General features: G+C 70.4%; 17 protein-coding genes and 1 riboswitch. Of the genes, 5 read left to right on the forward strand and 12 right to left on the reverse strand.

Going from position 1 to position 20,917, the window contains the following annotated elements:
- Positions 1-699: a potassium-transporting ATPase subunit C gene (locus ACHFIV_RS19635; protein WP_398970524.1), complete on the forward strand. Its 699-nt coding sequence runs from the start codon at positions 1-3 to the stop codon at positions 697-699.
- 153 nt (positions 700-852) lie between these two features.
- Here the strand turns inward: ACHFIV_RS19635 and ACHFIV_RS19640 are convergent, their stop codons facing one another.
- Entirely contained in the window at positions 853-2,214 is a 1,362-nt protein-coding gene (locus ACHFIV_RS19640) for a peptidase C39 family protein (RefSeq protein WP_398970527.1), read from the reverse strand.
- Positions 2,215-2,424: 210 nt separating this feature from the next.
- On the opposite strand from ACHFIV_RS19640, the gene ACHFIV_RS19645 reads away from it, so the two are divergent.
- Positions 2,425-3,039: a uridine kinase gene (locus ACHFIV_RS19645; protein ID WP_398970529.1), complete on the forward strand. Its 615-nt coding sequence runs from the start codon at positions 2,425-2,427 to the stop codon at positions 3,037-3,039.
- A 367-nt stretch (positions 3,040-3,406) separates the two neighbouring features.
- The gene (locus tag ACHFIV_RS19650) at positions 3,407-5,314 is read left to right on the forward strand and encodes an AAA family ATPase (protein ID WP_398970532.1); all 1,908 of its coding nucleotides are present in this window, start codon (positions 3,407-3,409) and stop codon (positions 5,312-5,314) included.
- Between the two features lie 47 nt (positions 5,315-5,361).
- On the opposite strand, the gene ACHFIV_RS19655 is transcribed toward ACHFIV_RS19650, so the two are convergent.
- The 10 genes from ACHFIV_RS19655 to ribD all read right to left on the reverse strand — a co-directional run bounded on the left by ACHFIV_RS19655 (position 5,362) and on the right by ribD (position 13,897).
- Complete coding sequence (locus ACHFIV_RS19655) at positions 5,362-6,447, reverse strand: hemolysin family protein (protein ID WP_398970535.1); 1,086 nt, start codon at positions 6,445-6,447, stop codon at positions 5,362-5,364.
- Entirely contained in the window at positions 6,444-7,823 is a 1,380-nt protein-coding gene (locus tag ACHFIV_RS19660) for a hemolysin family protein (protein ID WP_398970537.1), read from the reverse strand. Before ACHFIV_RS19660 ends, ACHFIV_RS19655 begins: the two co-directional genes overlap by 4 nt.
- Before the next feature lie 188 nt (positions 7,824-8,011).
- Positions 8,012-8,491: a PH domain-containing protein gene (locus tag ACHFIV_RS19665; protein WP_398971118.1), complete on the reverse strand. Its 480-nt coding sequence runs from the start codon at positions 8,489-8,491 to the stop codon at positions 8,012-8,014.
- A 38-nt stretch (positions 8,492-8,529) separates the two neighbouring features.
- Positions 8,530-9,378: an ATP phosphoribosyltransferase gene (hisG, locus tag ACHFIV_RS19670; protein ID WP_398970540.1), complete on the reverse strand. Its 849-nt coding sequence runs from the start codon at positions 9,376-9,378 to the stop codon at positions 8,530-8,532.
- A gap of 54 nt (positions 9,379-9,432) precedes the next feature.
- Positions 9,433-9,705: a phosphoribosyl-ATP diphosphatase gene (locus ACHFIV_RS19675; protein ID WP_014157415.1), complete on the reverse strand. Its 273-nt coding sequence runs from the start codon at positions 9,703-9,705 to the stop codon at positions 9,433-9,435.
- 35 nt (positions 9,706-9,740) lie between these two features.
- Entirely contained in the window at positions 9,741-10,226 is a 486-nt protein-coding gene (gene ribH, locus ACHFIV_RS19680; protein ID WP_033304266.1) for a 6,7-dimethyl-8-ribityllumazine synthase, read from the reverse strand.
- Positions 10,227-10,251: 25 nt separating this feature from the next.
- Complete coding sequence (locus tag ACHFIV_RS19685) at positions 10,252-11,538, reverse strand: bifunctional 3,4-dihydroxy-2-butanone-4-phosphate synthase/GTP cyclohydrolase II (RefSeq protein WP_398970543.1); 1,287 nt, start codon at positions 11,536-11,538, stop codon at positions 10,252-10,254.
- Positions 11,535-12,179 (reverse strand): nicotinamide riboside transporter PnuC, encoded by a 645-nt coding sequence (locus ACHFIV_RS19690; protein ID WP_398970546.1) that lies wholly within the window; start codon positions 12,177-12,179, stop codon positions 11,535-11,537. The genes ACHFIV_RS19685 and ACHFIV_RS19690 overlap by 4 nt, the downstream gene beginning before the upstream one ends.
- Positions 12,176-12,796: a riboflavin synthase gene (locus ACHFIV_RS19695; RefSeq protein WP_398970549.1), complete on the reverse strand. Its 621-nt coding sequence runs from the start codon at positions 12,794-12,796 to the stop codon at positions 12,176-12,178. Before ACHFIV_RS19695 ends, ACHFIV_RS19690 begins: the two co-directional genes overlap by 4 nt.
- Positions 12,797-13,897 (reverse strand): bifunctional diaminohydroxyphosphoribosylaminopyrimidine deaminase/5-amino-6-(5-phosphoribosylamino)uracil reductase RibD, encoded by a 1,101-nt coding sequence (ribD, locus tag ACHFIV_RS19700; protein WP_398970552.1) that lies wholly within the window; start codon positions 13,895-13,897, stop codon positions 12,797-12,799.
- A gap of 161 nt (positions 13,898-14,058) precedes the next feature.
- Positions 14,059-14,189, reverse strand: a riboswitch (FMN riboswitch).
- Between the two features lie 360 nt (positions 14,190-14,549).
- Here ribD and ACHFIV_RS19705 point away from each other — a divergent pair.
- Both ACHFIV_RS19705 and ACHFIV_RS19710 read left to right on the forward strand, forming a co-directional pair.
- Positions 14,550-16,220: a DUF262 domain-containing protein gene (locus tag ACHFIV_RS19705; RefSeq protein WP_398970555.1), complete on the forward strand. Its 1,671-nt coding sequence runs from the start codon at positions 14,550-14,552 to the stop codon at positions 16,218-16,220.
- A 505-nt stretch (positions 16,221-16,725) separates the two neighbouring features.
- A complete protein-coding gene (locus tag ACHFIV_RS19710; protein ID WP_398970558.1) occupies positions 16,726-17,025 on the forward strand; it encodes an NIPSNAP family protein in 300 nt (99 codons plus the stop codon).
- A 13-nt stretch (positions 17,026-17,038) separates the two neighbouring features.
- Here ACHFIV_RS19710 and ACHFIV_RS19715 read toward each other — a convergent pair whose 3' ends face one another.
- Positions 17,039-20,587 carry an nSTAND1 domain-containing NTPase gene (locus ACHFIV_RS19715; protein ID WP_398970561.1) on the reverse strand — a complete coding sequence of 1,183 codons (3,549 nt, stop codon included), beginning with the start codon at positions 20,585-20,587 and terminating at the stop codon, positions 17,039-17,041.
- Positions 20,588-20,917 lie beyond the last annotated feature (330 nt).

Raw genomic sequence — 20,917 nt, forward strand, 5'->3', positions numbered from 1 at the left:
ATGACCCACACCTCCGTCAACAACACCGTGCGCCTCTTCGGGGCCGGACTGAGGGCCCTGCTCGTCCTGACCCTGGTGTGCGGGGTGATCTACCCGCTCGCCGTCACCGGAGCAGCCCAAGCCCTGTTTCACGACCGGGCGAACGGCTCCGAGATCAGGGACGCAAGCGGCACCGTGGTCGGCTCCTCCCTCATCGGCCAGCGGTACGACCTGCCGAAGCAGAACCCCGACGACGCCGAGGAGACGGCGCGACCGGACCTGAGGTGGTTCCAGCCGCGTCCCTCCAACGGCCTGGGCGGAAACAGCGTCAACACGCGGTACTCCCTGATCCTCTCCGGCGCCACCAACCGCTCCGGCGACAACGAGGAACTGATCCGGTGGGTGACGGACGCCAAGAAGGCCGTGGTGAGGGACAACTCCACGGCCTCCTACACGGTGGAACCCGCTGACGTGCCGGCTGACGCGGTCACCTCCTCCGGCTCCGGCCTGGACCCGGACATCTCGCCTGCCTACGCGAAGCTCCAGGTGCACCGCGTCGCGGAGAAGAACGGCCTCCCCGTCACGGAGGTCGAAGACCTCGTCACCGGTCACACGACGGGCCGGCTCCTGGGCTTCATGGGCGAGCCCCGGGTGAACGTCCTCGAGCTGAACACCGCGCTGAGGGACCTGCTCCGGAGTGGAGTGATCCCGGGCGGGTGACCGGGGACCGGTGGGGTGCCGAAGCCCGGGCCCCACCGACCCTTCACCCACCCACGCCCCGGCTGCTCGTGGTGGAAGAGGACGCGCAGCCGTCGGGAAGGCGGCCGTCCGCGCTGCGCATCGGGAGAACGGGCCCCGTAGGTCCCTGGCCGCTCAGGTCAGGCCGAGCGACCGCAGAACGCGGCGCTGAGCGGGTGCCGGGCCGACGGGCCAGAAGACGTAACACACCCCTCCCGTACCTCCTCTGACCCGCCCGTTCGCGTCGTAGCGTTTCGTACGCAGCCAGATGTCCTCCCACTCACGCCGCCGGTAGACGCGGCGCACCGCGTCGTTCGACGGAGAGGCCGGGTCGTTGGCGACCACGTCGCCGTCGGCGGTGAAACCGATGACGGTCATCAGGTGGCCCGACGTCCCGTAACCGGCGCCTGTCAGCTCTCCCTCGAGGAAGGACTGGGACGTGATGACCGGAATGCCCGCGGCGACCAGCCTCTCCAGGTCCGTCAGCGATCCGAGTCGCGTGACCACGGCGTTCATGTCCCTGTACGTCGCGGCGTAGGCGGCGTTGAAGGGCCAGTTGCCGCAGCCCTCGTACTGGTGGTCGAAGGTGTGGCGGGCGGCGTGACAGACCTGCGGGTCGGCGAGGCCGGGCTTGACCCAGGCCAGGTCCTCCGGGGTGGGCTTGCGGCCCCAGTACTCGATGATCATCTGCGAGGAGGTGGGGCTGCACCAGGCCTCGCCCCCGTTGTCGTACTCCGGGTACTCCCCCACATGGACGTTCTGCGAATAGCGGGGCACCGCCAGCTCCCGGGCGGATCCGGGCGCGGTGGCGGGGACGGTGAACCGGTCGGGGACGTCCGAGGCCATGGCTCCGACCCGGTGGACCGTCGGTGTGAGACGGGTTCCCGGGGTGCGGTGGAGGGTGAGCCGCAGCCGGTAGGACACCAGGCGCAGCCCGCTCGCCGCGTCGTCCAGCGAGAAGGTGTCGGTCCAGACGGTGCTCCTGCCGTCGGTCTGGTCGTCCACCGAGGTGCGGCGGATGTCCGAGTCGCCGGCGGCCCAGCGGCCCATCACGTACCAGGGCGTGTCCGTACCGTCCGAGTACCTGCCGCGCAGCTCGACCTGGATCCAGGTGCCCTGGGGGGTGTGGGCGTTCCAGGAGGCGATCACCTCGGTGGCGGGGACGGCCGAGCGGTGGACCGGGGAGGTCCAGGTGGCGTACTCCCAGGTGCTGGCCATGCCGGTGTGCGGGTCGGTGTAGTCGGTGCTGCCGGCGGGAGCGGAGATCACCAGGCCGGGCCGGCGGCCCGCGACCGCCCGGGTACCTGCCGAGGTACCGCACCGCCAGTCGGTGTACGTCGTCCAGAAGCGGTTGTCCACGAGCGAGGCTGCCGCCGGGGGTGAGGAGGTGCGGGAGGGGGCGGCGCCCGCCGGGCCGGCGGAGGCCACGGTGCCTGCCCCGGCCGCTGCGGCGAGCGCGGCGGTGAGCACGGTTCTGCGTGAAGTCGGTCTGGTCATGGGCGAGACCCCCGGTCGTTGAGCGGATTGGGGCTGCGGGTGCCGATCGTGCGCCAACTATCCCGGGTCGGAGCCGGATCCGGCCAGTGATTCGCCCCGTGCCGCAGGACCAATATTGGTCTGGTCCACTGACGTGACCTGCACGGGACCGGGAGCAGGCGGGCGAAGGGGGCCAGGGGGCGGCCCCGCGGGGTCTCGTAGGGTGGAGGGATGAACGACCTGGCGGACCGCGCGCGCAGGCTGCGCTCCCTGCCCCCTTCCTGCGGGCCTGTGCGGCTGATCGCGGTCGACGGGCACGCGGGGTCCGGCAAGAGCACCTTCGCGAACCGCCTGGCCGCGTCTCTCGGCGGCGCCCCCGTACTGCACCTGGACGATGTGGCCAGCCACGAGGAGCTGTTCGCCTGGACGGACAGGCTCCGGGACCAGGTCCTGGGGCCGCTCTCCCGGGGCGAGCCCGCGCTGTACGCACCGTACGACTGGGCGGCCCGGCGCTTCGGGCCGCCGAGGGTGCTGGGTCCGGCCCCCGTGATGCTGATCGAGGGAGTGGGCGCGGGCCGCACCGCGGTGAGGCCGTTCCTCGCGGCGCTGCTGTGGATCGATGGCGACAGCGAGGCCTCCTGGGAACGGGGCAGGCACCGCGACGGTCCCGGGCTCTCGGAGTTCTGGGACGGCTGGACCGCCGCGGAGCAGCGCCATTTCGCCGACGACCCCTCATACCCCTTCGCGGATGTCGTGATACGCAGGATGCCGACGGGATACATGTGGCTGGAAGGGTGTCACCCGACAGCGGTGGCGAGTCGGATCCTCACGGACAGTGAAGCCTGAGCACCGCCGTACCGCTCGGTAGGAAAAACCGCTGAAGGTGCCTCAACTCCGCTTGACCGAGGGCCCGTACAGGTCTTACGTTCTCAATGTGCGGCTTTTCGGAGCCCTCGCGGACGCGAAGCCCCCGGTTGTTCCCCCGTGACCGGGGGCTTCGTTCTGCCCTCTTCCGGGGCCTACGCGAGTCCTCCACTCACCCTGGGTCACCACCGCCGAAGCGCCGGTAACGCCCTTAACCGCTCACTCCCTGTGCAGGTACGATGCCTCTCGGGTGTGGTCAATTCCCGTACCCGGCACGGTGATTAGGTGCGTCGCGCTGGGCATGCTGTGCGGGCGGGGCATTCTGGGGGCACGGTTTGTGGGGGACCTGATGGACATCGGCACGCCGGGCATGCAGGCCCCGGCCGACCTTGCCTGGCTGCGCGGGGTGGACGCCTACACCATGGGCGCGTACCCGCAGGCCGAGGAGGAGTTCAGAACCGCGGTGCGCTTCGACCCCGGTATGGCGGACGGCTGGCTGGGCCTGCACGCGCTGCGGATCGACACCACGACCGCGCTGTTGCGCATGTACCGCCACCGCGACCGCTTCGGTGAGCAGCGCACCCGTCACCGCCGTACGCTCAACTCCTGGTACTGGCTGGGCTGGTGGGTGCAGCCCGTGCTGGAGAGCCCGCGCGATCTGCTCCTCGCGCACGCCTCCCACTGGCTGGACGGCCGCCACGTGCCGGAGCTGGACCGGGCGCTGGCGGGCCTGCCGCCGGTCGACACCGACCCCCAGGTGCGGTTCCTGCACGCCTGCCGCTCCTACCTGGTCAAGGACTGGGAGCAGCTCGTACGCACCACGGAACCGCTCCTCGACGATCCGCTGCTCGGCATCGAGGCGGGGCTCTTCGGCGGCATGGCGCGGGTGCGCCTGGAGATGTACGGGCAGGCGGAGCCCCTCCTGTCCGCCGCGCTGATGCGCTGTCGCAGTGAGCAGCCGCAGCGCAAGGAGCTGCGCTACTGGCTGGCGCGCGCCCACGAGGGCACCGGCCGCAGCGCTGCGGCCCTGCCCCTGTACCGGGCGGTGCACCGGGTGGATCCGGCTTTCATGGACACCTCGGCCAGGCTGGCGGCGATCTCCGAGGGCGACGGATACGACGAGGCGGCCGACCTAGCGGCGGTCTCGCTGGCCGGTGTCGGTTCGGACGGCACCGGCGTGGAGGGCCGGACGGACGGTGAGACCGCGCTCGGCACCGACCTGGTCGACGGCCGTGAGCCCAGGCCGGGCGGCGACCCGCAGACGCTGCCCGGTGCCGTGCTGCCTCCGGCCGGCCCGGGGGGCGGCGGGGCACGGACGAAGCCCGGCGCACCCCGGGCCGCTGTCTTCCCGGCGGGACCGAGCGACCCGGTGATGCTCGCGGAGGCTTTGGCGGAGCTCGAGCGCATGGTCGGGCTGGAACCCGTGAAGCGCCAGGTCAAGGCCTTGTCCGCACAGCTGAACATGGCGCGTCTTCGTGCCGAGCAGGGGTTGCCGGTGCAGCCGCCGAAGCGGCATTTCGTCTTCTCCGGCCCCTCCGGGACGGGTAAGACCACGGTCGCGCGCATCCTGGGCCGGGTGTTCTACGCGCTCGGGCTCCTGGGTGGCGACCACCTGGTGGAGGCCCAGCGTTCGGACCTCGTGGGCGAGTTCCTCGGGCAGACCGCGGTGAAGGCCAACGAGCTGATCGACTCGGCGCTCGGTGGGGTGCTCTTCGTGGACGAGGCGTACAGCCTCTCCAACTCCGGTTACAGCAAGGGCGACGCGTACGGCGACGAGGCCCTGCAAGTCCTCCTCAAGCGGGCCGAGGACAACAGGGACCACCTGGTCGTCATCCTCGCCGGCTATCCCGAGGGCATGGACCGGCTGCTCTCCACCAACCCCGGGCTCTCCTCACGTTTCACCACACGCGTCGACTTCCCGAGCTACCGCCCCCTGGAGCTCACCGCCATCGGTGAGGTGCTGGCCGCCGACAACGGCGACGTCTGGGACGAGGAGTCCCTCGACGAGCTGCGCAGCATCAGCGGGCACGTGGTCGACCAGGGATGGATCGACGAGCTGGGCAACGGCCGCTTCCTGCGCACTCTGTACGAGAAGAGCTGTGCCTACCGTGACCTGCGACTGTCCGGTTACACCGTCGCGCCGACCCGGGAGGACCTGGCCACCCTGCGGTTGCCGGACCTGATGCAGGCGTACGGCGAGGTGCTGTCGGGGCGGGGCCCGGTGGACCGGGGGAAGCAGGAGCCAGGGGCCCTGTGAGGCGTGCCGCCGGACGGCCCCGGCGGGACCGTCCGGCGGCACGGGGGTCACCCCACGGGGGCCATGGCCTTCGGCGCCTCCACCGTGCGGCGGGGAACCGAGACGCGGTGGGCCGGGTCGCGGACCTCACCCACGAGCTTCTCCAGGACGTCCTCCATGGCGACGAGGCCGAGCACCTTGCCCGATGCGTCGGCGACCTGGGCGAGGTGGGTGGCGGCGCGGCGCATGACCGTCAGGGCGTCGTCCAGCGGGAGTTCGGCCCGTACGGTAGCCATCGGCCGCCAGATCTGCTGCGGAACGGCCCGGTCGCCGTCCTCCAGCTCGAGCACGTCCTTGACGTGCAGATAGCCCATGAACGGGCCACCGCCCTCCGCGCAGACGGGAAAGCGTGAGTACCCGGTCCGCACGGTCAGTTCCTCCAGGCGGCGCGGGGTGACGGAGGGTTCCACCGTCACCAGGGACGCCCGCTCCAGCAGTACCTCGGTGACGGGTCTGCTGCCCAGCTCCAGGGCGTCCCCGAGGCGTTCCCGCGCCTCCGGTTCCAGCAGGCCGGCCAGGCCCGCGTCCTCCACCAGGCGGTTGAGCTGCTCACTGGTGAAGACGGCCTCGACCTCGTCCTTCGGCTCGACCTTGAAGAGCCGCAGGACGAGGGTGGCGCAGGCTCCCAGCGCGGAGGTGACGGGCCGGCAGAGCCGGGCGAAACCGACCAGGCCGGGGCTGAGCCACAACGCGGTCCTCTCGGGGGCGGCCATCGCCAGGTTCTTCGGGACCATCTCGCCGATGACGAGGTGGAGGAAGACCACGGAGACCAGCGCCACCGCGAAGCCGAGCGGGTGCACGAGCCCGTCGGGCACGTGCGCCGCGTGGAAGACGGGCTCCAGGAGGTGGGCGACCGTCGGTTCCGCGACGGCTCCCAGGGTGAGGGAGCAGATGGTGATGCCGAACTGTGCGGCGGCCATCATCTGCGGCAGGTTCTCCAGGCCGTAGAGGACCTGTCTGGCCCGGCTGGACCCGCCTGCCGCGAGCGGTTCGACCTGGCTGCGCCGCACGGAGACGAGCGCGAACTCGGCGCCGACGAAGAAGCCGTTCGCCAGCACGAGGAGGCCGGCGAACACCAGCTGTACGAGGCTCATCGCACGGCCTCCAGCAGGTCCTGGGCCAGTCGCTCCGGCCGCCCGGCCGCAGGGGCCGCCGACGGGTCCGCGAGACGGACGAGGCGGACCTGCTCGGCCCTGTAGTGGCCGACCTGGCGGACGGAGATCCGCCAGCCGGGCAGTTCCGCCCGGTCACCGGGGGCGGGGATGCGCCCGAGGAGATCGGCGACCAGACCGGCCACCGTCTCGTAGGGTCCTTCGGGGACGTCGAGGCCTATCCGGCGCAGGGTCAGCACCCGGGTGCTGCCTTCCACGTCCCAGCCGGCCCTGCCGTCGTCGGCGACGACGGGTGTCAGCTCGGGGCGGTCGGCGCCCTCCACGTCGTGCTCGTCCCTGACCTCGCCGACGAGTTCCTCGATGATGTCCTCGAGGGTGACGACACCGGCGGTGCCGCCGTACTCGTCGACCACGACGGCTATCGGCTGCTCACTGCGCAGCCGCTTCAGCAGCTGTTCGACGGGCAGGGTCTCCGGCACCATGAGGGGCGCCACGGCGATCCGGCTCACCGGGGTGCGCAGCCTGTCCTGGGAGGGGACGGCCAGGGCGTTCTTGAGGTGGACCATGCCGACCACCTCGTCGATGCGGTCCCGGTAGACGGGAAAGCGGGAAAGACCGGTGGCACGCGTGAGGTTGAGGACGTCCGCGGCCGTCGCCGACGCCTGCAGCGCGCTCACCCTCACCCGCGGGGTCATGACGTGCTGAGCGGTGAGACCGGCCAGGGACAGGGTCCGCACGAAGAGATCGGCGGTGTCCTGCTCGAGCGTCCCGGCCCGGGCGGAGTGCCTGGCCAGGGAGACCAGCTCACCGGGTGTCCTTGCGGAGGCAAGCTCGTCCGTCGGTTCGACGCCCAGCAGTCTGACCAGCCGGTTGGCTACGGCGTTCAGCGCGGTGATCACCGGTCGCAGGAGGGTGGAGAAGCGGTGCTGGGGCCCGGCGACGAACCGGGCGACCTGGAGCGGCCGGGAGACCGCCCAGTTCTTGGGCACGAGCTCGCCGATCACCATCTGGACGGCCGAGGCGAACAGCATGCCGATCACCACGCTCACCCCGGGAACGGCCCCGTGGGGGAGTCCGGTGGCGGTGAGCGGTCCGGCGAGCAACTGGGCGAGTGCCGGTTCGGCGAGCATGCCGACCACCAGCGAGGTGATCGTGATGCCCAGCTGGGTGCCGGAGAGCTGGAATGAGAGCTCACGCAGGGCGGCGACGACGGTACGGGCCCGGCGGTCGCCTTCGGCGGCGGCGCGTTCGGCGTCCGGCCGTTCCACCGTGACCAGCCCGAATTCGGCTGCCACGAAGAACCCGTTGGCGAGGATGAGAAGGAATGCCGCGAGGAGCAGCAACAGGGGGGTGGTCATGCCGCCGCCTCCGGGGGGAGGGCGGCGCGGGTACTACCGGACGATCCGTCCATTGCTGGAGGGAGTCACTCCTTGGGTCGCAGGAATATGCCCCGCGGGCCACGAGGGCCTTCTGGTGCGGGGCGGGGCGCACCCGGTGCGCCACCGGTCCCAGAATAATCGGGATCGGGCCGTACGGGGCGGGGGGCTCAGCCGTTCTCCGTGGCGTCGTTCACTCCGCTGCCGTGGAATTCGGCGAGGGCGCGGAGCGTGCGGGCGTCGCTGATGGCCCGCCCCCTGGCGAGACCGGGCTGGATGCCCAGCGCCGGCATGCTCGTGCCGTCGCTGAGGTCGAGGAAGACCCACGGGTCACCGGCCCGCAGATTGACGCGAAGGATCTCGGCCCAGGCCAGTCGGCGGGTGCGGGTGATGTTGACGACCGTCACCCCTGCCTCGTCGGCGGTGATGCGGGGCCGGCTGAGCAGGGCGAGGACACCGAAGAAGAGCAGGGCGACGAAGACGAAGCTGGTCCGCTCACCCGGGCTGAGGTTCTCCAGCGTCACCGCGACCGCGGTGATGACGACGAACATCGCCGCCCCCACGGTCAGCAGGACCACTCGGGTGACGGTGGGCCGGAAGGTGACCGGGAGTGCGGGGAGGCCGGTCGGCCGGGGCGCGGGGGCGGACATGGCGGCGCTGTCGTCCTTCGTGGGCTCGGGTCCGGCTGTCACAGACGGCAGGCGTGGATGGCCGTCGTCAGGATGGCACGCGCGCCCAGGTCGTACAGGTCGTCCATGATGCGCTGGGCCTCCTTGGCCGCGACCATGGAGCGGACGGCGACCCAGCCCTCGTGGTGCAGCGGGGAGATGGTCGGTGACTCCAGGCCCGGGGTGAGGGCTACGGCGCGCTCCAGGTGCTCGACGCGGCAGTCGTAGTCCATCATCACGTAGCTGCGGGCGACCAGGACGCCCTGCAGGCGGCGCAGGAACTGCTGCACCTTGGGGTCCTCGGCGTCGGCTCCCTTACGGCGGATGACGACGGCCTCGGAGGTCATGATCGGCTCCCCGATGACCTCCAGTCCTGCGTTGCGCAGGCTGGTGCCGGTCTCGACGACATCGGCGATGACCTGGGCGACTCCGAGTTCGATGGCCGTCTCGACCGCGCCGTCGAGGTGCACGACGGAGGCCTTGACGCCTGCCTCGGCGAGGTGCGCCGCCACGATGCCCTCGTAGGACGTGGCGATCGTCATGCCGTCGAAGCCCTCGGGCCCCTCGGCCGTGCCGGGCTTGGTGGCGTAGCGGAAGGTCGAGCGCGCGAAGCCGAGCTGCAGGATCTCCTCCGCCTCGGCACCGGAGTCCAGCAGCAGGTCGCGTCCGGTGATGCCGATGTCCAGGCGGCCGGAGCTGACGTAGATCGCGATGTCGCGCGGCCGCAGGTAGAAGAACTCGACCTCGTTGCCCGGGTCGACCAGGACGAGTTCCTTCGACTCCTTGCGCTGCTGGTAGCCGGCCTCATGGAGCATCGCCATCGCAGGCCCGGAGAGTGAACCCTTGTTGGGAACGGCGATGCGCAGCATGAAGTCGGGTTTCCTTTGTGCGGAGGGGAGTTCGGGGAACGTGCGGAGCGTGGCTCAGAGGTGGGCGTAGACGTCGTCGAGGGAGATCCCGCGGGCGACCATCATCACCTGGACGTGGTAGAGCAGCTGCGAGATCTCCTCGGCGGCGGCTTCCTTGCCCTCGTACTCGGCGGCCATCCAGACCTCGGCGGCCTCCTCGACGACCTTCTTGCCGATGGCATGCACACCCTTGCCCACCAGCTCGGCGGTGCGGGAGGTGGAGGGGTCGCCGTCGGCGGCCTTGAGCTGCAGCTCGGCGAAGAGCTCTTCGAAGGTTTTGTTCGCCATGATGGTCCTTAGAATACGGGGTCCCGGAGCGCCGCTCAGCGCCAGGGTTCGCTGACGGTGCGCAGTGTGGCGGCGGTGGCCACCGCCGCGGTGACCGCTTCGTGGCCCTTGTCCTCGTTGGAGCCCTCGAGTCCGGCCCGGTCCAGGGCCTGTTCCTCGTTGTCACAGGTGAGCACGCCGAAGCCGACGGGGACGCCGGTGTCGACCGTGACCTGGGTGAGGCCGTTGGTCACGCCCTGGGACACGTATTCGAAGTGGGGGGTGCCGCCACGGATGATCACTCCGAGCGCGACGATCGCGTCGTAGCCGCGGCCGGCGAGCACCTTGGCCACCACCGGCAGCTCGAAGCTGCCGGGGACCCGGAGCAGCGTCGGCTCGTCGATGCCGAGGTCCCGCAGGGCGCGCAGGGCCCCGTCGACGAGTCCGTCCATGACCTGCTCGTGCCACTGGGCCGCGATCACCGCCACCCGCAGGTCCCCGCAGTTGCGTACGGACAGTTCGGGTGCGCCCTTGCCGCTCATGTCTCTCCTGTGTGTTCGTCGGTGCTTACTGGTTGCCGCAGGCCGACGCCGAGGCGTCGAGCCAGGGCAGGTCGTGCCCCATCCGGTCCCGCTTGGTGCGCAGGTACCGCAGGTTGTGCTCCCCTGCCTGGACGGGCATGGGCTCACGCCCGGTGATCTCGAGGCCGTGCCGCACGAGCGCGGCCGTCTTGTCCGGGTTGTTGGTCATCAGGCGCAGGGTGCGCACGCCGAGGTCCCGCAGGATCTGGGCACCCGCCGCGTAGTCCCGGGCGTCGGCGGGCAGTCCGAGTTCGAGGTTGGCGTCGAGGGTGTCGGATCCGCGCTCCTGGAGTTCGTACGCGCGCATCTTGGACAGCAGCCCGATGCCGCGGCCCTCGTGGCCTCGCAGATAGACGACGACCCCGCGCCCCTCGGCCGTGACGCGTTCCATCGACGTGTGGAGCTGGGGGCCGCAGTCACAGCGCTGGGACTGGAAGATGTCCCCGGTGAGGCATTCGGAGTGCACCCGGACGAGGACGTCGCGACCGTCGCCGATGTCACCGTGGACGAGTGCCACGTGCTCGACCCCGTCGACGACGGAGCGGTAGCCGTAGGCGGTGAACGGGCCGAAGGCCGTGGGCAGCCGGACCTCGGCCTCACGGCGCACGGTGGGCTCGGAGCTGCGGCGGTAGGCGATCAGGTCCTTGATGGAGATGATCGTGAGGCCGTGCTTGCGGGCGAACGGGACGAGTTCCGGGAGTCGCAGCATCACGCCGTCCTCGCCGGCGATCTCGACGATGGCACCCGCGGGACGCAGTCCGGCGAGCCTGGCCAGGTCGACGGCGGCCTCGGTGTGGCCGTTGCGGACGAGGACCCCTCCGGCGCGGGCGCGGAGCGGGAAGATGTGGCCGGGGCGTACGAAGTCGCCGGGGCCCGCCTTGCCGCCCGCCAGCAGCCTGAGCGTGGCCGCCCGGTCGGCCGCCGAGATGCCGGTGGTCACTCCGTGCGCCGCGGAGGCGTCCACGGAGACGGTGAAGGCCGTCTGCATCGACTCCGTGTTGTCCGTGACCATCTGCGGGAGTTCGAGGCGTTCCAGCTCGTCGTTCTCCATGGGCGCGCAGATCAGACCACGGCACTCGCTCATCATGAAGGCGATGATCTCGGGGGTCGCCTTCTCGGCGGCGATGACGAGGTCGCCCTCGTTCTCCCGGTCCTCGTCGTCGACGACCACGACGGGCCGTCCGGCGGCGATGTCGCGGACCGCCTGTTCGACGGGGTCGAGCGCGAGGTCCTCGACGGAACGGTCGTGCAACCAGGTGGGCTGGGCAGTCATGCCGTTGCTCCTTCCAGAGCGGGTGTCCGCGTACGCAGCCACCAGTCGCGCATGCCCCACAGGACCAGGGCGCCGTAGACGACGTAGATGAGACCGGAGAAGGCGAGGCCGCTGTGGAAGTTGAGCGGTACGCCGACGAGGTCGACGAGCAGCCAGGCGAACCAGAACTCGACCATCCCGCGCGCCTGGGCGATCATCGCCACGAGGGTGCCGGCGAAGATGTAGGCGTCCGCCCAGGGGCTCCAGGAGAGCGACGGGAAGGCGGTGAACAGTCCGCCGACCGCGAGCGTGCCGAGTACGGCGCCGCCGACCAGGTACCCGCGCTCACGCCAGGTCGCGAAGCGCACGGCGATGGACCCGTCCTGCGCCTGCTGCCTGCCGCGGGTCCACTGCTGCCAGCCCCATACGGCGACGGCGACGACGATCAGCTGTTTGCCGACGCTGCCCGCCTGCTGCACGGAGACGTTGGCGGCGATCAGGACCACGCCGGAGAGGAGCTGGGCGGGCCAGGTCCAGACCGAGCGGAGCCAGCCCAGCGCCAGGGCGATCAGACCGATCGTGTTGCCGATCATGTCCGACCAGATGATGTGCTGGCCGAAGGCGGTGAACGCCTCCGAGTTCAGCCAGTCCAGAGCGTTCATGCGACCGGCCCCCCGGACTGCGGCGCGACCCCGTGGCCGAGCAGGCGCTCGACGTACTTGGCGAGGACGTCCACCTCGAGGTTGACCGGGTCGCCGGGCTTCTTGATACCGAGCGTGGTCAGCGCGAGGGTGGTGGGGATGAGGCTGATGGTGAAGTGGTCGGGGCCGGCGTCGACCACGGTCAGGCTCACGCCGTCGACGGTGATCGAGCCCTTCTCCACCACGTAGCGGGTCAGGCCGTCGGGCAGGGAGATCTTGACGATCTCCCAGTGCTCGGAGACCTCGCGCTCGATGATGCGGCCCGTGCCGTCCACGTGGCCCTGGACGATGTGCCCGCCGAGACGGCCGCCGAGGGCCATAGGGCGCTCCAGGTTGACCCGCGAGCCGGGCGCCAGGGCGCCGAGGCTGGAGCGGCCGAGCGTCTCGGCCATGACGTCGGCGGTGAATTCGCCGTCCCCGAGGTCCACGACGGTGAGGCAGACGCCGTTGACGGCGATGGAATCACCGTGTTTGGCGCCCTCGGTCACCACGGGACCGCGCAGCCGGAAGCGCGAGGCGTCGTCGAGCCTCTCGACGGCGGTGACCTCACCCAGTTCTTCGACAATTCCGGTGAACACTCAGTTTCCCTTCCGAGGAGGAACGGGGACGGCGGTGATGCGCAGATCGGGGCCGACACGCACGGTCTCGGTCACATCGAGGCGCAACGCCTGGGAGATGGTGGAGATTCCGGCGTCGGCGAGGGCCGCGGGGCCCGCGCCGAGGAGAACCGGGGCGAGGTAGCCGACGACCCTGTCGACCCTTCCCGCGGAGACGAAGGAGCCGGCCAGGACCGGCCCGCCCTCCAGGAGTACGGAACGGATGCCCCGGTCGTGCAGGGCGCCGAGCAGCGCGTCGATATCCAGGCCGGGCCCGGCGGCGGCACGCGGCAGGCGCAGCACGGCGTCCGGGGGGAGGTGACCGGCCTCGGCGTCGTCGGCGACCGCGATCAGGGTGGGCGCGGAAGCGTCGAGGACCCGGGCGCCGGGCCGGACGGCGGTGGCGCCGGTGTCGACGACCACCCGGAGCGGCTGGACGGCGCCCTCGATGCCGCGTACCCCCAGCTGCGGGTCGTCGGCGCGGGCGGTGCCGGAGCCGACCACCACGGCGTCGGCCTCGGCGCGCAGCCGGTGGACGTCGGCACGTGCCTCGGGAGACGTGATCCAGCGGCTGGTGGCGTCGGCGGCGGCGATCCGGCCGTCGAGGGTCGCCGCGTACTTCCACAGGACGTACGGGCGGCCGAGGCGGACCGAGGTGAGCCAGGCGGCGTTGCCGGCCTCCGCCTCGTCGGCGAGGAGGCCCCGCTCCACCTGCACGCCCGCGGCACGCAGGGTGTCCGCACCGCCGGTGGCCTGCGGGTTCGGGTCGCCCACCGCGTAGACGACACGGCGGACGCCGGCCTCGATGAGCGCCTGGGCGCAGGGTCCGGTGCGGCCGGTGTGGTTGCAGGGTTCGAGGGTGACGCAGGCGGTGCCGCCCCGGGCCCGCTCGCCGGCCTCGCGCAGGGCGTGGATCTCGGCGTGCGGCCCTCCGGCACGCTGGTGGAAGCCCTCGCCGGCCACTTCGCCGGCGGCGTCGAGGATGACGCATCCGACGACCGGGTTGGGGCTGGTGGCGCCGAGTCCGCGGGCTGCGAGCGTGATCGCCCGCCGCATGGCGGTTCTTTCGGCTGCGGTGGCCACCGGGTCCTCCTGCCTCTTCGGGCACGGACTCCGGGGCCTGTCGATGACGACAGAGGTAACGGAACGCAACAGGGGAACGCCGAAAACCGAAGACACGGATGTGATCGCCCCGGGAGTCCCCGGAACGCATCCGCCTACGGCGGCGTACCTGTGACGGCCCGCCGCGCACTGCCTCCCATCCGGACTTTCACCGTCGGTCCAGGAATCTCACCTGGTCAACCGGCCGCTGGATGCGGACGGGTCGCGGACTATAACCGCCGGTTCGGAATTACACCGACCCCGGAGTGCGCTGCTACTGGTACACGGTCATTGTGCCACGGCACACAGTGATCCGAACGGGTATTTCCTGTGGGGCGACTCACAGCTGCGGCTGCGACTGCGGGGCGGGGGCAGTGGCCGACGACCAGGCGAACGTTCCAGCCCGGCTCCGACCCGGAGAGCCAGATGCCTGCCCCCATGGACCGGGCGTCCCATGAGCCGCGCGTTCGCGACCGAGAGCGCCATCGTCCCTGCTATTCGGGGGTCCGCAGCTCTCCGGCATCACCCTGACGCGGCTGCTCTCCGGCCGATACATCCCACACCAGTGCCTGCTCAGCCGCGCCTTGCCGCACTTGGCTGCGAAGTCGGCCTCCGGTGAGCAAGGATCGTAGTCATGGCTCAGCTCGAAGCGCGGGAATTACCCCTGCACAAGGTCTTCTGCAGTGACTACGACTTCCGGATTCCGGACTACCAGCGCCCGTACGCATGGCAGGCCGAGCAGGCCCAGCAGCTCCTCGCCGACCTCGAGGAAGCGCTTCTACGGGGCGACGGGGAGCCCTACTTCCTCGGCTCCTTGGTGCTCGTCAAGGACAGTCGCGCCGCCGAGGCCGACGTCATCGACGGTCAGCAGAGGCTGACGACCCTGACCATCCTGCTGGCCGTCATGCGCGACCTGGCACAGCAGCCCGATGTGGTGACCAACCTGGTGGCAATGATTTCGGAGCCCGGGAACACCGTTCTCGGCCTGAAGGCCAAACCCCGACTCACCCTGCGCCCCCGGGACGCCGGCTTCTTCCACCAGCACATCCAGACTTCCGGTTCCATCAAGACCCTCCTGGAACTGAACCCCCATAACCTGAGAACCGACGCACAGAGGGCCGTACAGGCCAACGCCCGGGCTCTCCACACTGCCTTGTCCGCCTGGACCGACGATCAGCGTCTCGCCCTGTGCACGTTGATGGGCGTCCAGACCTTCCTCGTCGCCGTCAGCACCCCGGATCTGGACAGTGCCCACCGGATCTTCAGCGTCATGAACTCCCGAGGCCTTGATCTTTCGCCTGCCGACATCTTCAAGGCGCAGATCATCGGCGAGATCGACGAACAGGTCTCGGAGACCTACGCCAGGCGGTGGGAGGATGCGGAGGAAAGCCTCGGCCGCGAGGAATTCTCCGACCTCTTCATGCACATCCGCATGATCTTCTCCGGCGAGCGAGCACGGCAGGAGCTGCTCAAGGAGTTCCAGACGCAGGTCCTCGTCGACTACAAGGGAGGACGGGCCAAGGAATTCGTCGACGAGGTACTCGTCCCCTACGCCGAGGCGTCCGCGATGATTCGCGACAAGACGTACGCGGCCGGAGACGGATCGCCACAGGTCAATGCGTGGTTCCGCCGGCTGCTGCAGCTCGACAACAACGACTGGTGGCCGGCCGCGCTGTGGGCGCTTCGGTCCCACGGGGACGGTCCCGTATGGCTTGGTTCGTTCTTCCGGTTGCTGGAACGCCTCGCAGCCAGCATGTTCGTCCGGCGCATCTACACCACTCCGCGAGTGCTCCGTTTCGCCGAGCTGCTGACCGAGCTCAACGCCGGCCTCGGCCTGGAGGCCCCTGCCTTCCAGCTCACGGAGGCCGAGCGGACCGAGACTCTGGCCCGTCTCGACGGCGATGTGTACTACGAGCTGAGGACGCGCCGCTTCATCCTGCTCCGGCTGGATGAGTTGGTGGCCGAGGACGACATCGTGGCCACGTACGACGCCCCGCGCATCACCGTCGAGCACGTGCTCCCGCAGAACCCGGGACCCCAGTCACAGTGGCGCGCGGACTTCACCGTGGACCAGCGCAAGGAGTGGACGCACAGGCTCGCCAACCTGGTGCTGCTCAGCCGCACGAAGAACTCCCAGGTCCAGAACCTCGACTTCGCGGAGAAGAAGGAGCGGTACCTCAGGCGGGGCGTCGTTACGTTCCCTCTGACCACACAGGTATTGGGGCAGGTCACCTGGACGCCGGAACACTTGGAGAAGCGGCAGGTCGAACTGCTGGGGCTGCTGGCCGAGGAGTGGCGGCTGTAAGTCGAACCAAGCGGCCACCCGCTTGCCGAACTCCACCCGGTCCAGGCCTGTCCTCGCCCGCAGCAGCTTCAACTGCCTCCCGAATGCGACCGCAACCCCGTTCTCCGCCTTGCCCTCCGGCTGGGCGGAGGCGCCCGACGAGCGCTCCGCGCCCTCCTCCGTACCCACGCCCGCATGGATCTCGTCCTGCGTCATCCGCCACGGCCTGTCCCCGTACGCACAGGCACCACGTCCGTCGCGCCCAACCGTCACACAGCAGACAGCACTTCGCAGCTCAACCGACAGGACGACGTCACCCACGACCGCGGCCCCCAAGCCACCGCTCCCGCCTTGTCTCGTCCCGCTCGGGCACCATGGTTACCTGCTCGCACGCCCGCACAGTGCTCGCGGTAGATCCCTCCAAAGAGTGGGTACAAGCGGGCCGACGCTCATCCATCCCCGCCACCCGTGGAGCACTTAGCCTCTGCAGTGGCGCACCGAGTCGACCTGCGAGAGGACACCCCTCATGGCCAAGACCACCCAGCTCCGCACCTACACCGTCCGCGAAGGCCTGCTGGACGAGTGGGCGCAGCGGTGGAAGGCCGACATCCTGCCGCTGCGGCTTGAATTGGGGTTCGCGATCGGCGGCGCTTGGGTCGACCGGGAGCACAACCAGTTCGTCTGGCTGATCTCCTACGAGGGCCCGGAGACGTTCGCCGAGCGCAACGCGATGTACTGGGACTCGCCGGCCCGCAAGTCGATGGATCTCGATCCGGACGACTACCTCGTCAGCACCGAGGAGCGGACGGTGGAGGAGTGGTACTGAGCCGACGTGCCGTCTACGCCCCTGCCAAAGGCAGCAGGTGCCGTCGCCGTTCGTCCTCGTCGAGGGTCCGGAAGACACGCCCCCGGGCATAGGCTTCAAGCTGGTCGTAGTCGGGGTCCGCGGACCAGATGCGGGCTGTGCCGTCGAACGAGGCGGTGAGCAGCCGGGTGCTGTCCCGGGACCAGGCGACCGACGAGACCTTGTCCTGGTGGACGCCCACGACGGCGACCTCCTCGAAGGTGTCGGCGCTCCAGACACGTACCGTCCGGTCGTCCGAGCCACTGGCGATGAATCGGCCGTCGGGTGACCAGGCTACGCAGCGGACGCGCCCCTCGTGGCCCTTGAGCACCTCCGTGCGGCGGCCCGTGGCGACCTCCCACACCGCCACCGTCCAGTCGCCGGAGGCCGTGGCGATCCGTTGTTCGTCCGGGGACCATGCGACGTCGTCGACGTAGTTGTCGTGGCCTCGCAGGACAGTGAGCTGGCGGCTCTCCGCGACGTCCCAGAGGCGGCAGGTGCGGTCGTCCGATGCGCTGGCGAGGAGTCGCCCGCCCGGTGACCAGGCGATGCGGCCGACCCAGTCCTGGTGGCCGGCCAGAGAAGTGAGCTCGGTGCCGGTGTCCGCGTCCCGTACGCGCACGATGCCGTCGTGCCCGCCGGTGGCGACGCGGCGGCAGTCGGGTGACCAGGTGCACGACTCGACGACCTCCCCCCGTTGCTCGACCAGCACGGCACCGGTGTCCTCCACGATGCGGAAGAGACCGTCGTTCGTGCTGAGCGCGATCCTGCCGTCCTGGGGAAGCGGTGACCACGCCACGCTCCAGACCCGGTCGTCGAGCCTCAGCGGCTCCCCCGCGGGGGTCCCGTCCCCGGAAGTCCAGCGGCGTACGGTCGCGTCGTCGCCGGCGGTGGCAATCCGCTGTTCGTCGGCGGACCAGGATGCCTGGTTCACCGGGCCGCGGTGGCCGTCGGCCGCGACGACCTCCGCTCCTCGGGGCCGCAGGTCCCACACGATCGCCGAACCGTCGGTCGAGCTGGTGGCGAGCTGGGCGCCGGTGGGCGACCAGGTCACGCCCCAGACCGTGTCACTGTGACCCCGCAGCACGGCCAGGACCTTAGCGTCCTGGGCGCTGACGAGGCGCACGGTGTGGTCGGAGGACGCGGAGGCGAGGGCCCTGCTGTCCGGGGACCAGGCCAGATTCCACACGTAGTCGGTGTGGCCGCGAAGCAGCAGCCGCAGGGCACCGGTCCGGGCGTCCCAGATGCGGGCGGTGTGGTCTCCGCTGCCCGTGGCGAGGGAGAGCCCATCCGGCGACCAGGCGATCCCTTCGACGAAGTCCGTATGGCCTTCCAGCACGACATCGGCGGCACCGGTGGCAAGGTCCCACACGCGGGCCGTCTGGTCGTGCGATGCCGAGGCGAGGCGCGTGCTGTCCGGCGACCATGTGACGCCCCACACGTCGTTCCGGTGCCCCTCCAGAACCTGCGCGAGGCTCCCCGCCCCGGCCTCCCACACGCGTACAACACAGTCCTTCGAACTGGCGGCGACGTACCGTCCGTCAGGTGACCAGGCCACCTGTCTCATGATGTCCGTGGCTCCGGCCAGCAGCCGGACGGACCCGCCCGAGGCGGCGTCCCAGATACGCACGACACGTTCTCGCCCCGCCGTCGCGACGTACGCGGAGTCCGGGGACCATGCGACCGACTCGACCATCGCCCCGTCGGACGGCAGGACGAGCAGCGACTGCCCGGACCGGGCATCCAGGACGCGGGCGCTGCCGTCACGTGACGCGGTGGCCAGCCGTCGGCCGTCCGGTGACCAGGCGATGTGCCGGACGGTGTCCGTGTGCGCATCCACGCGCGTACGGAGGTGGCTCGCCGCAAGCGCCGCCATGAGGCCGCGGCGGGCCGAGGGAGTCGGCGTGCATTCGCAGAGCGCTGCCAGGGACAGCAGTACTGCCCGCTCCGGGTGCGTCTCCGCGCTTCCGAGCGCGTACTGGCCGATGCTGTCCGACACTCGACGGAGGAAGGCCAGGTCGCGCCGCTGCGACGACTGCACCAGCACACGAACCGGCTCGGACGCGATGCCTGACTCCTCCAGCCCGGTTAGCCTGCGTTGGGCCAGGGAGAGCCGCTCCCCGGTGAGGAGGTAGTCGTCACTGCGGCCGGAGCGTTCCCAGTCGTCGGCCCACCGCTCCAGCTCTGCGCGCTCGCGCAGTTGGTCCACGCGTGACTCGACCTCCTGGCGGAGCGGGGCCCACTGGCGAAACAGCGCCTCGTGTGTCACCTGTGCGTAGGGCTCCTCCTGGCCGGGGGTGCCGTCCCCTGCCGCGTCGGACATCAACAGGCGTGCGTCGATGAAGGCGTCCACGACGCACCGTTCCCGGTCAGTGAGCTCGGACAGCGGAACGCGCTTGCGGGCGACTTCCTGACCCTGGACGGTCACGAACCGGAGGAGGACGCGCAGGACGAAGGCGATTCCGTCGGCGTGATCGAGCTCGGACACCGTGTGGTCCGCCTGCCGCGCAAGGGCGCCTGCCACGCCGCCCAGGTCGCGGTACAGCTCCTCGGTGACGGTCCCGCCCGGCCCGGAGGCGAAGTAGAGCTCCTGGAGGAGGTAGGCGAGCAGCGGCAGGGCGTCATCCGTGCCGGCGTCATCGACGATGGCCTCGACCACGCCCGGTGCGAAGGAAAGGTCCACCAGTGCGGCCGGGCTCTCCACGACTTGCGCGAACTGGCCCCTGCCGAGCGCGCCGACGGTGACGGGGTGTTGGCAGAGCTCGGCGTGGCCCGTGGCCAGGAGCCGAGCGAGGAAGTCCACCCGCAGGGTGGCGAGAACGCGGACACTCGGGTCCTGCTCCACGCAGAGGCGGAGCGCGTCGAGGAACTGGGCGCGTTCCCGGTCACCGGCAAGAGTGACGACCTCTTCGAACTGGTCCACCACCAGCAGCACGCGTCGGAACCGGCCGCCTCGCAGGCGGGTCAGTTCGGCCCTCAGCGCAGTGGGGCCCTGCCGCAGACGCCGCAGGACTGCCCCCGCAGGTTCCTGTCCTCCACCTGCGGCTGCGATGGCCGCGGCCATCGCGCCCAGCGGGCTCGTCCCCGGAGTGAAGGCGGGGATCAGCGTCCAACGGCGCTCTCGCAGGCGAGGCATGACACCAGCCCTGACCAGGGAGGACTTTCCGCTCCCGGATGCGCCGACGAGCACGAGGAAGCGGTCGGTCGGCCTGTCCGGGGATGTGTGCAGCCTGCGGGTCAACTCGGCGGCTAAGGCCTCCCGGCCGAAGTACACAGCCGCTTCGTCCTCCGCGAAGGCGTCCAGTCCGGGGTAGGGGACCCGGTCACGTGGCCAGTCGACCTGCGGTGGCGCCGGATTCTCCAATCGGTACACCACGACCTGGCCCACCACCATCGCGACGACCAGCACACCGATCGCGGGGACGGATGCCTTCTGGATGACCTGTAACAACCAGGGGGCTTCGTCAGCTCCGGTGGCGTAGTTGGTGACGATGCCGAACAGGCTCGCGACCAGCACCAACATCACCTGAAGCGCGAGCTGCATGCGCTGCCTCATGGCGCACCGACGGTCAGGCCGTCTCCGCTCCGCAGCACAGCGTGCCCCCGTTCCCTGTCTATCCAGCCATCTTCAGGGCTGCACCGGGTCGATCTCAACAGCGGGTGAGAGAACAAGCCATTGGTGTGACGCGGCGAGCAGTGCGTGGGCAAGGGCTACAGGAGAGCTCAGGACTCGGGCGGCGAGCTTCGAGCGCCGGGGTCGGGGCGTTCACTCGTTGGGGGGACGCCCTCAGAGGCCGGACCCGACGCTTGAGCTTCGGGACACGAGAGCCGGGACGCGGGCTCCGGGATTCGAGCGATGTTGTCCACCCGGTAG

Origin of the sequence: Streptomyces sp. ALB3 (assembly GCF_044385685.1) — a bacterium.
Taxonomy (GTDB): Bacteria; Actinomycetota; Actinomycetes; order Streptomycetales; family Streptomycetaceae; genus Streptomyces.

Coding starts and splice junctions, on each gene's coding strand:
- ACHFIV_RS19665 (WP_398971118.1), bottom strand. CDS start 8,491: ATGTCCGCCCCCGCGCCCCGGCCGACCGGCCTCCCCGCACTCCCGGTC.
- ACHFIV_RS19655 (WP_398970535.1), bottom strand. CDS start 6,447: ATGAGCCTCGTACAGCTGGTGTTCGCCGGCCTCCTCGTGCTGGCGAAC.
- hisG (WP_398970540.1), bottom strand. CDS start 9,378: ATGCTGCGCATCGCCGTTCCCAACAAGGGTTCACTCTCCGGGCCTGCG.
- ACHFIV_RS19690 (WP_398970546.1), bottom strand. CDS start 12,179: ATGAACGCTCTGGACTGGCTGAACTCGGAGGCGTTCACCGCCTTCGGC.
- ACHFIV_RS19675 (WP_014157415.1), bottom strand. CDS start 9,705: ATGGCGAACAAAACCTTCGAAGAGCTCTTCGCCGAGCTGCAGCTCAAG.
- ACHFIV_RS19715 (WP_398970561.1), bottom strand. CDS start 20,587: ATGCAGCTCGCGCTTCAGGTGATGTTGGTGCTGGTCGCGAGCCTGTTC.
- ACHFIV_RS19650 (WP_398970532.1), top strand. CDS start 3,407: ATGGACATCGGCACGCCGGGCATGCAGGCCCCGGCCGACCTTGCCTGG.
- ACHFIV_RS19685 (WP_398970543.1), bottom strand. CDS start 11,538: ATGACTGCCCAGCCCACCTGGTTGCACGACCGTTCCGTCGAGGACCTC.
- ACHFIV_RS19660 (WP_398970537.1), bottom strand. CDS start 7,823: ATGACCACCCCCCTGTTGCTGCTCCTCGCGGCATTCCTTCTCATCCTC.
- ACHFIV_RS19705 (WP_398970555.1), top strand. CDS start 14,550: ATGGCTCAGCTCGAAGCGCGGGAATTACCCCTGCACAAGGTCTTCTGC.
- ACHFIV_RS19645 (WP_398970529.1), top strand. CDS start 2,425: ATGAACGACCTGGCGGACCGCGCGCGCAGGCTGCGCTCCCTGCCCCCT.
- ACHFIV_RS19710 (WP_398970558.1), top strand. CDS start 16,726: ATGGCCAAGACCACCCAGCTCCGCACCTACACCGTCCGCGAAGGCCTG.
- ACHFIV_RS19640 (WP_398970527.1), bottom strand. CDS start 2,214: ATGACCAGACCGACTTCACGCAGAACCGTGCTCACCGCCGCGCTCGCC.
- ribH (WP_033304266.1), bottom strand. CDS start 10,226: ATGAGCGGCAAGGGCGCACCCGAACTGTCCGTACGCAACTGCGGGGAC.
- ACHFIV_RS19635 (WP_398970524.1), top strand. CDS start 1: ATGACCCACACCTCCGTCAACAACACCGTGCGCCTCTTCGGGGCCGGA.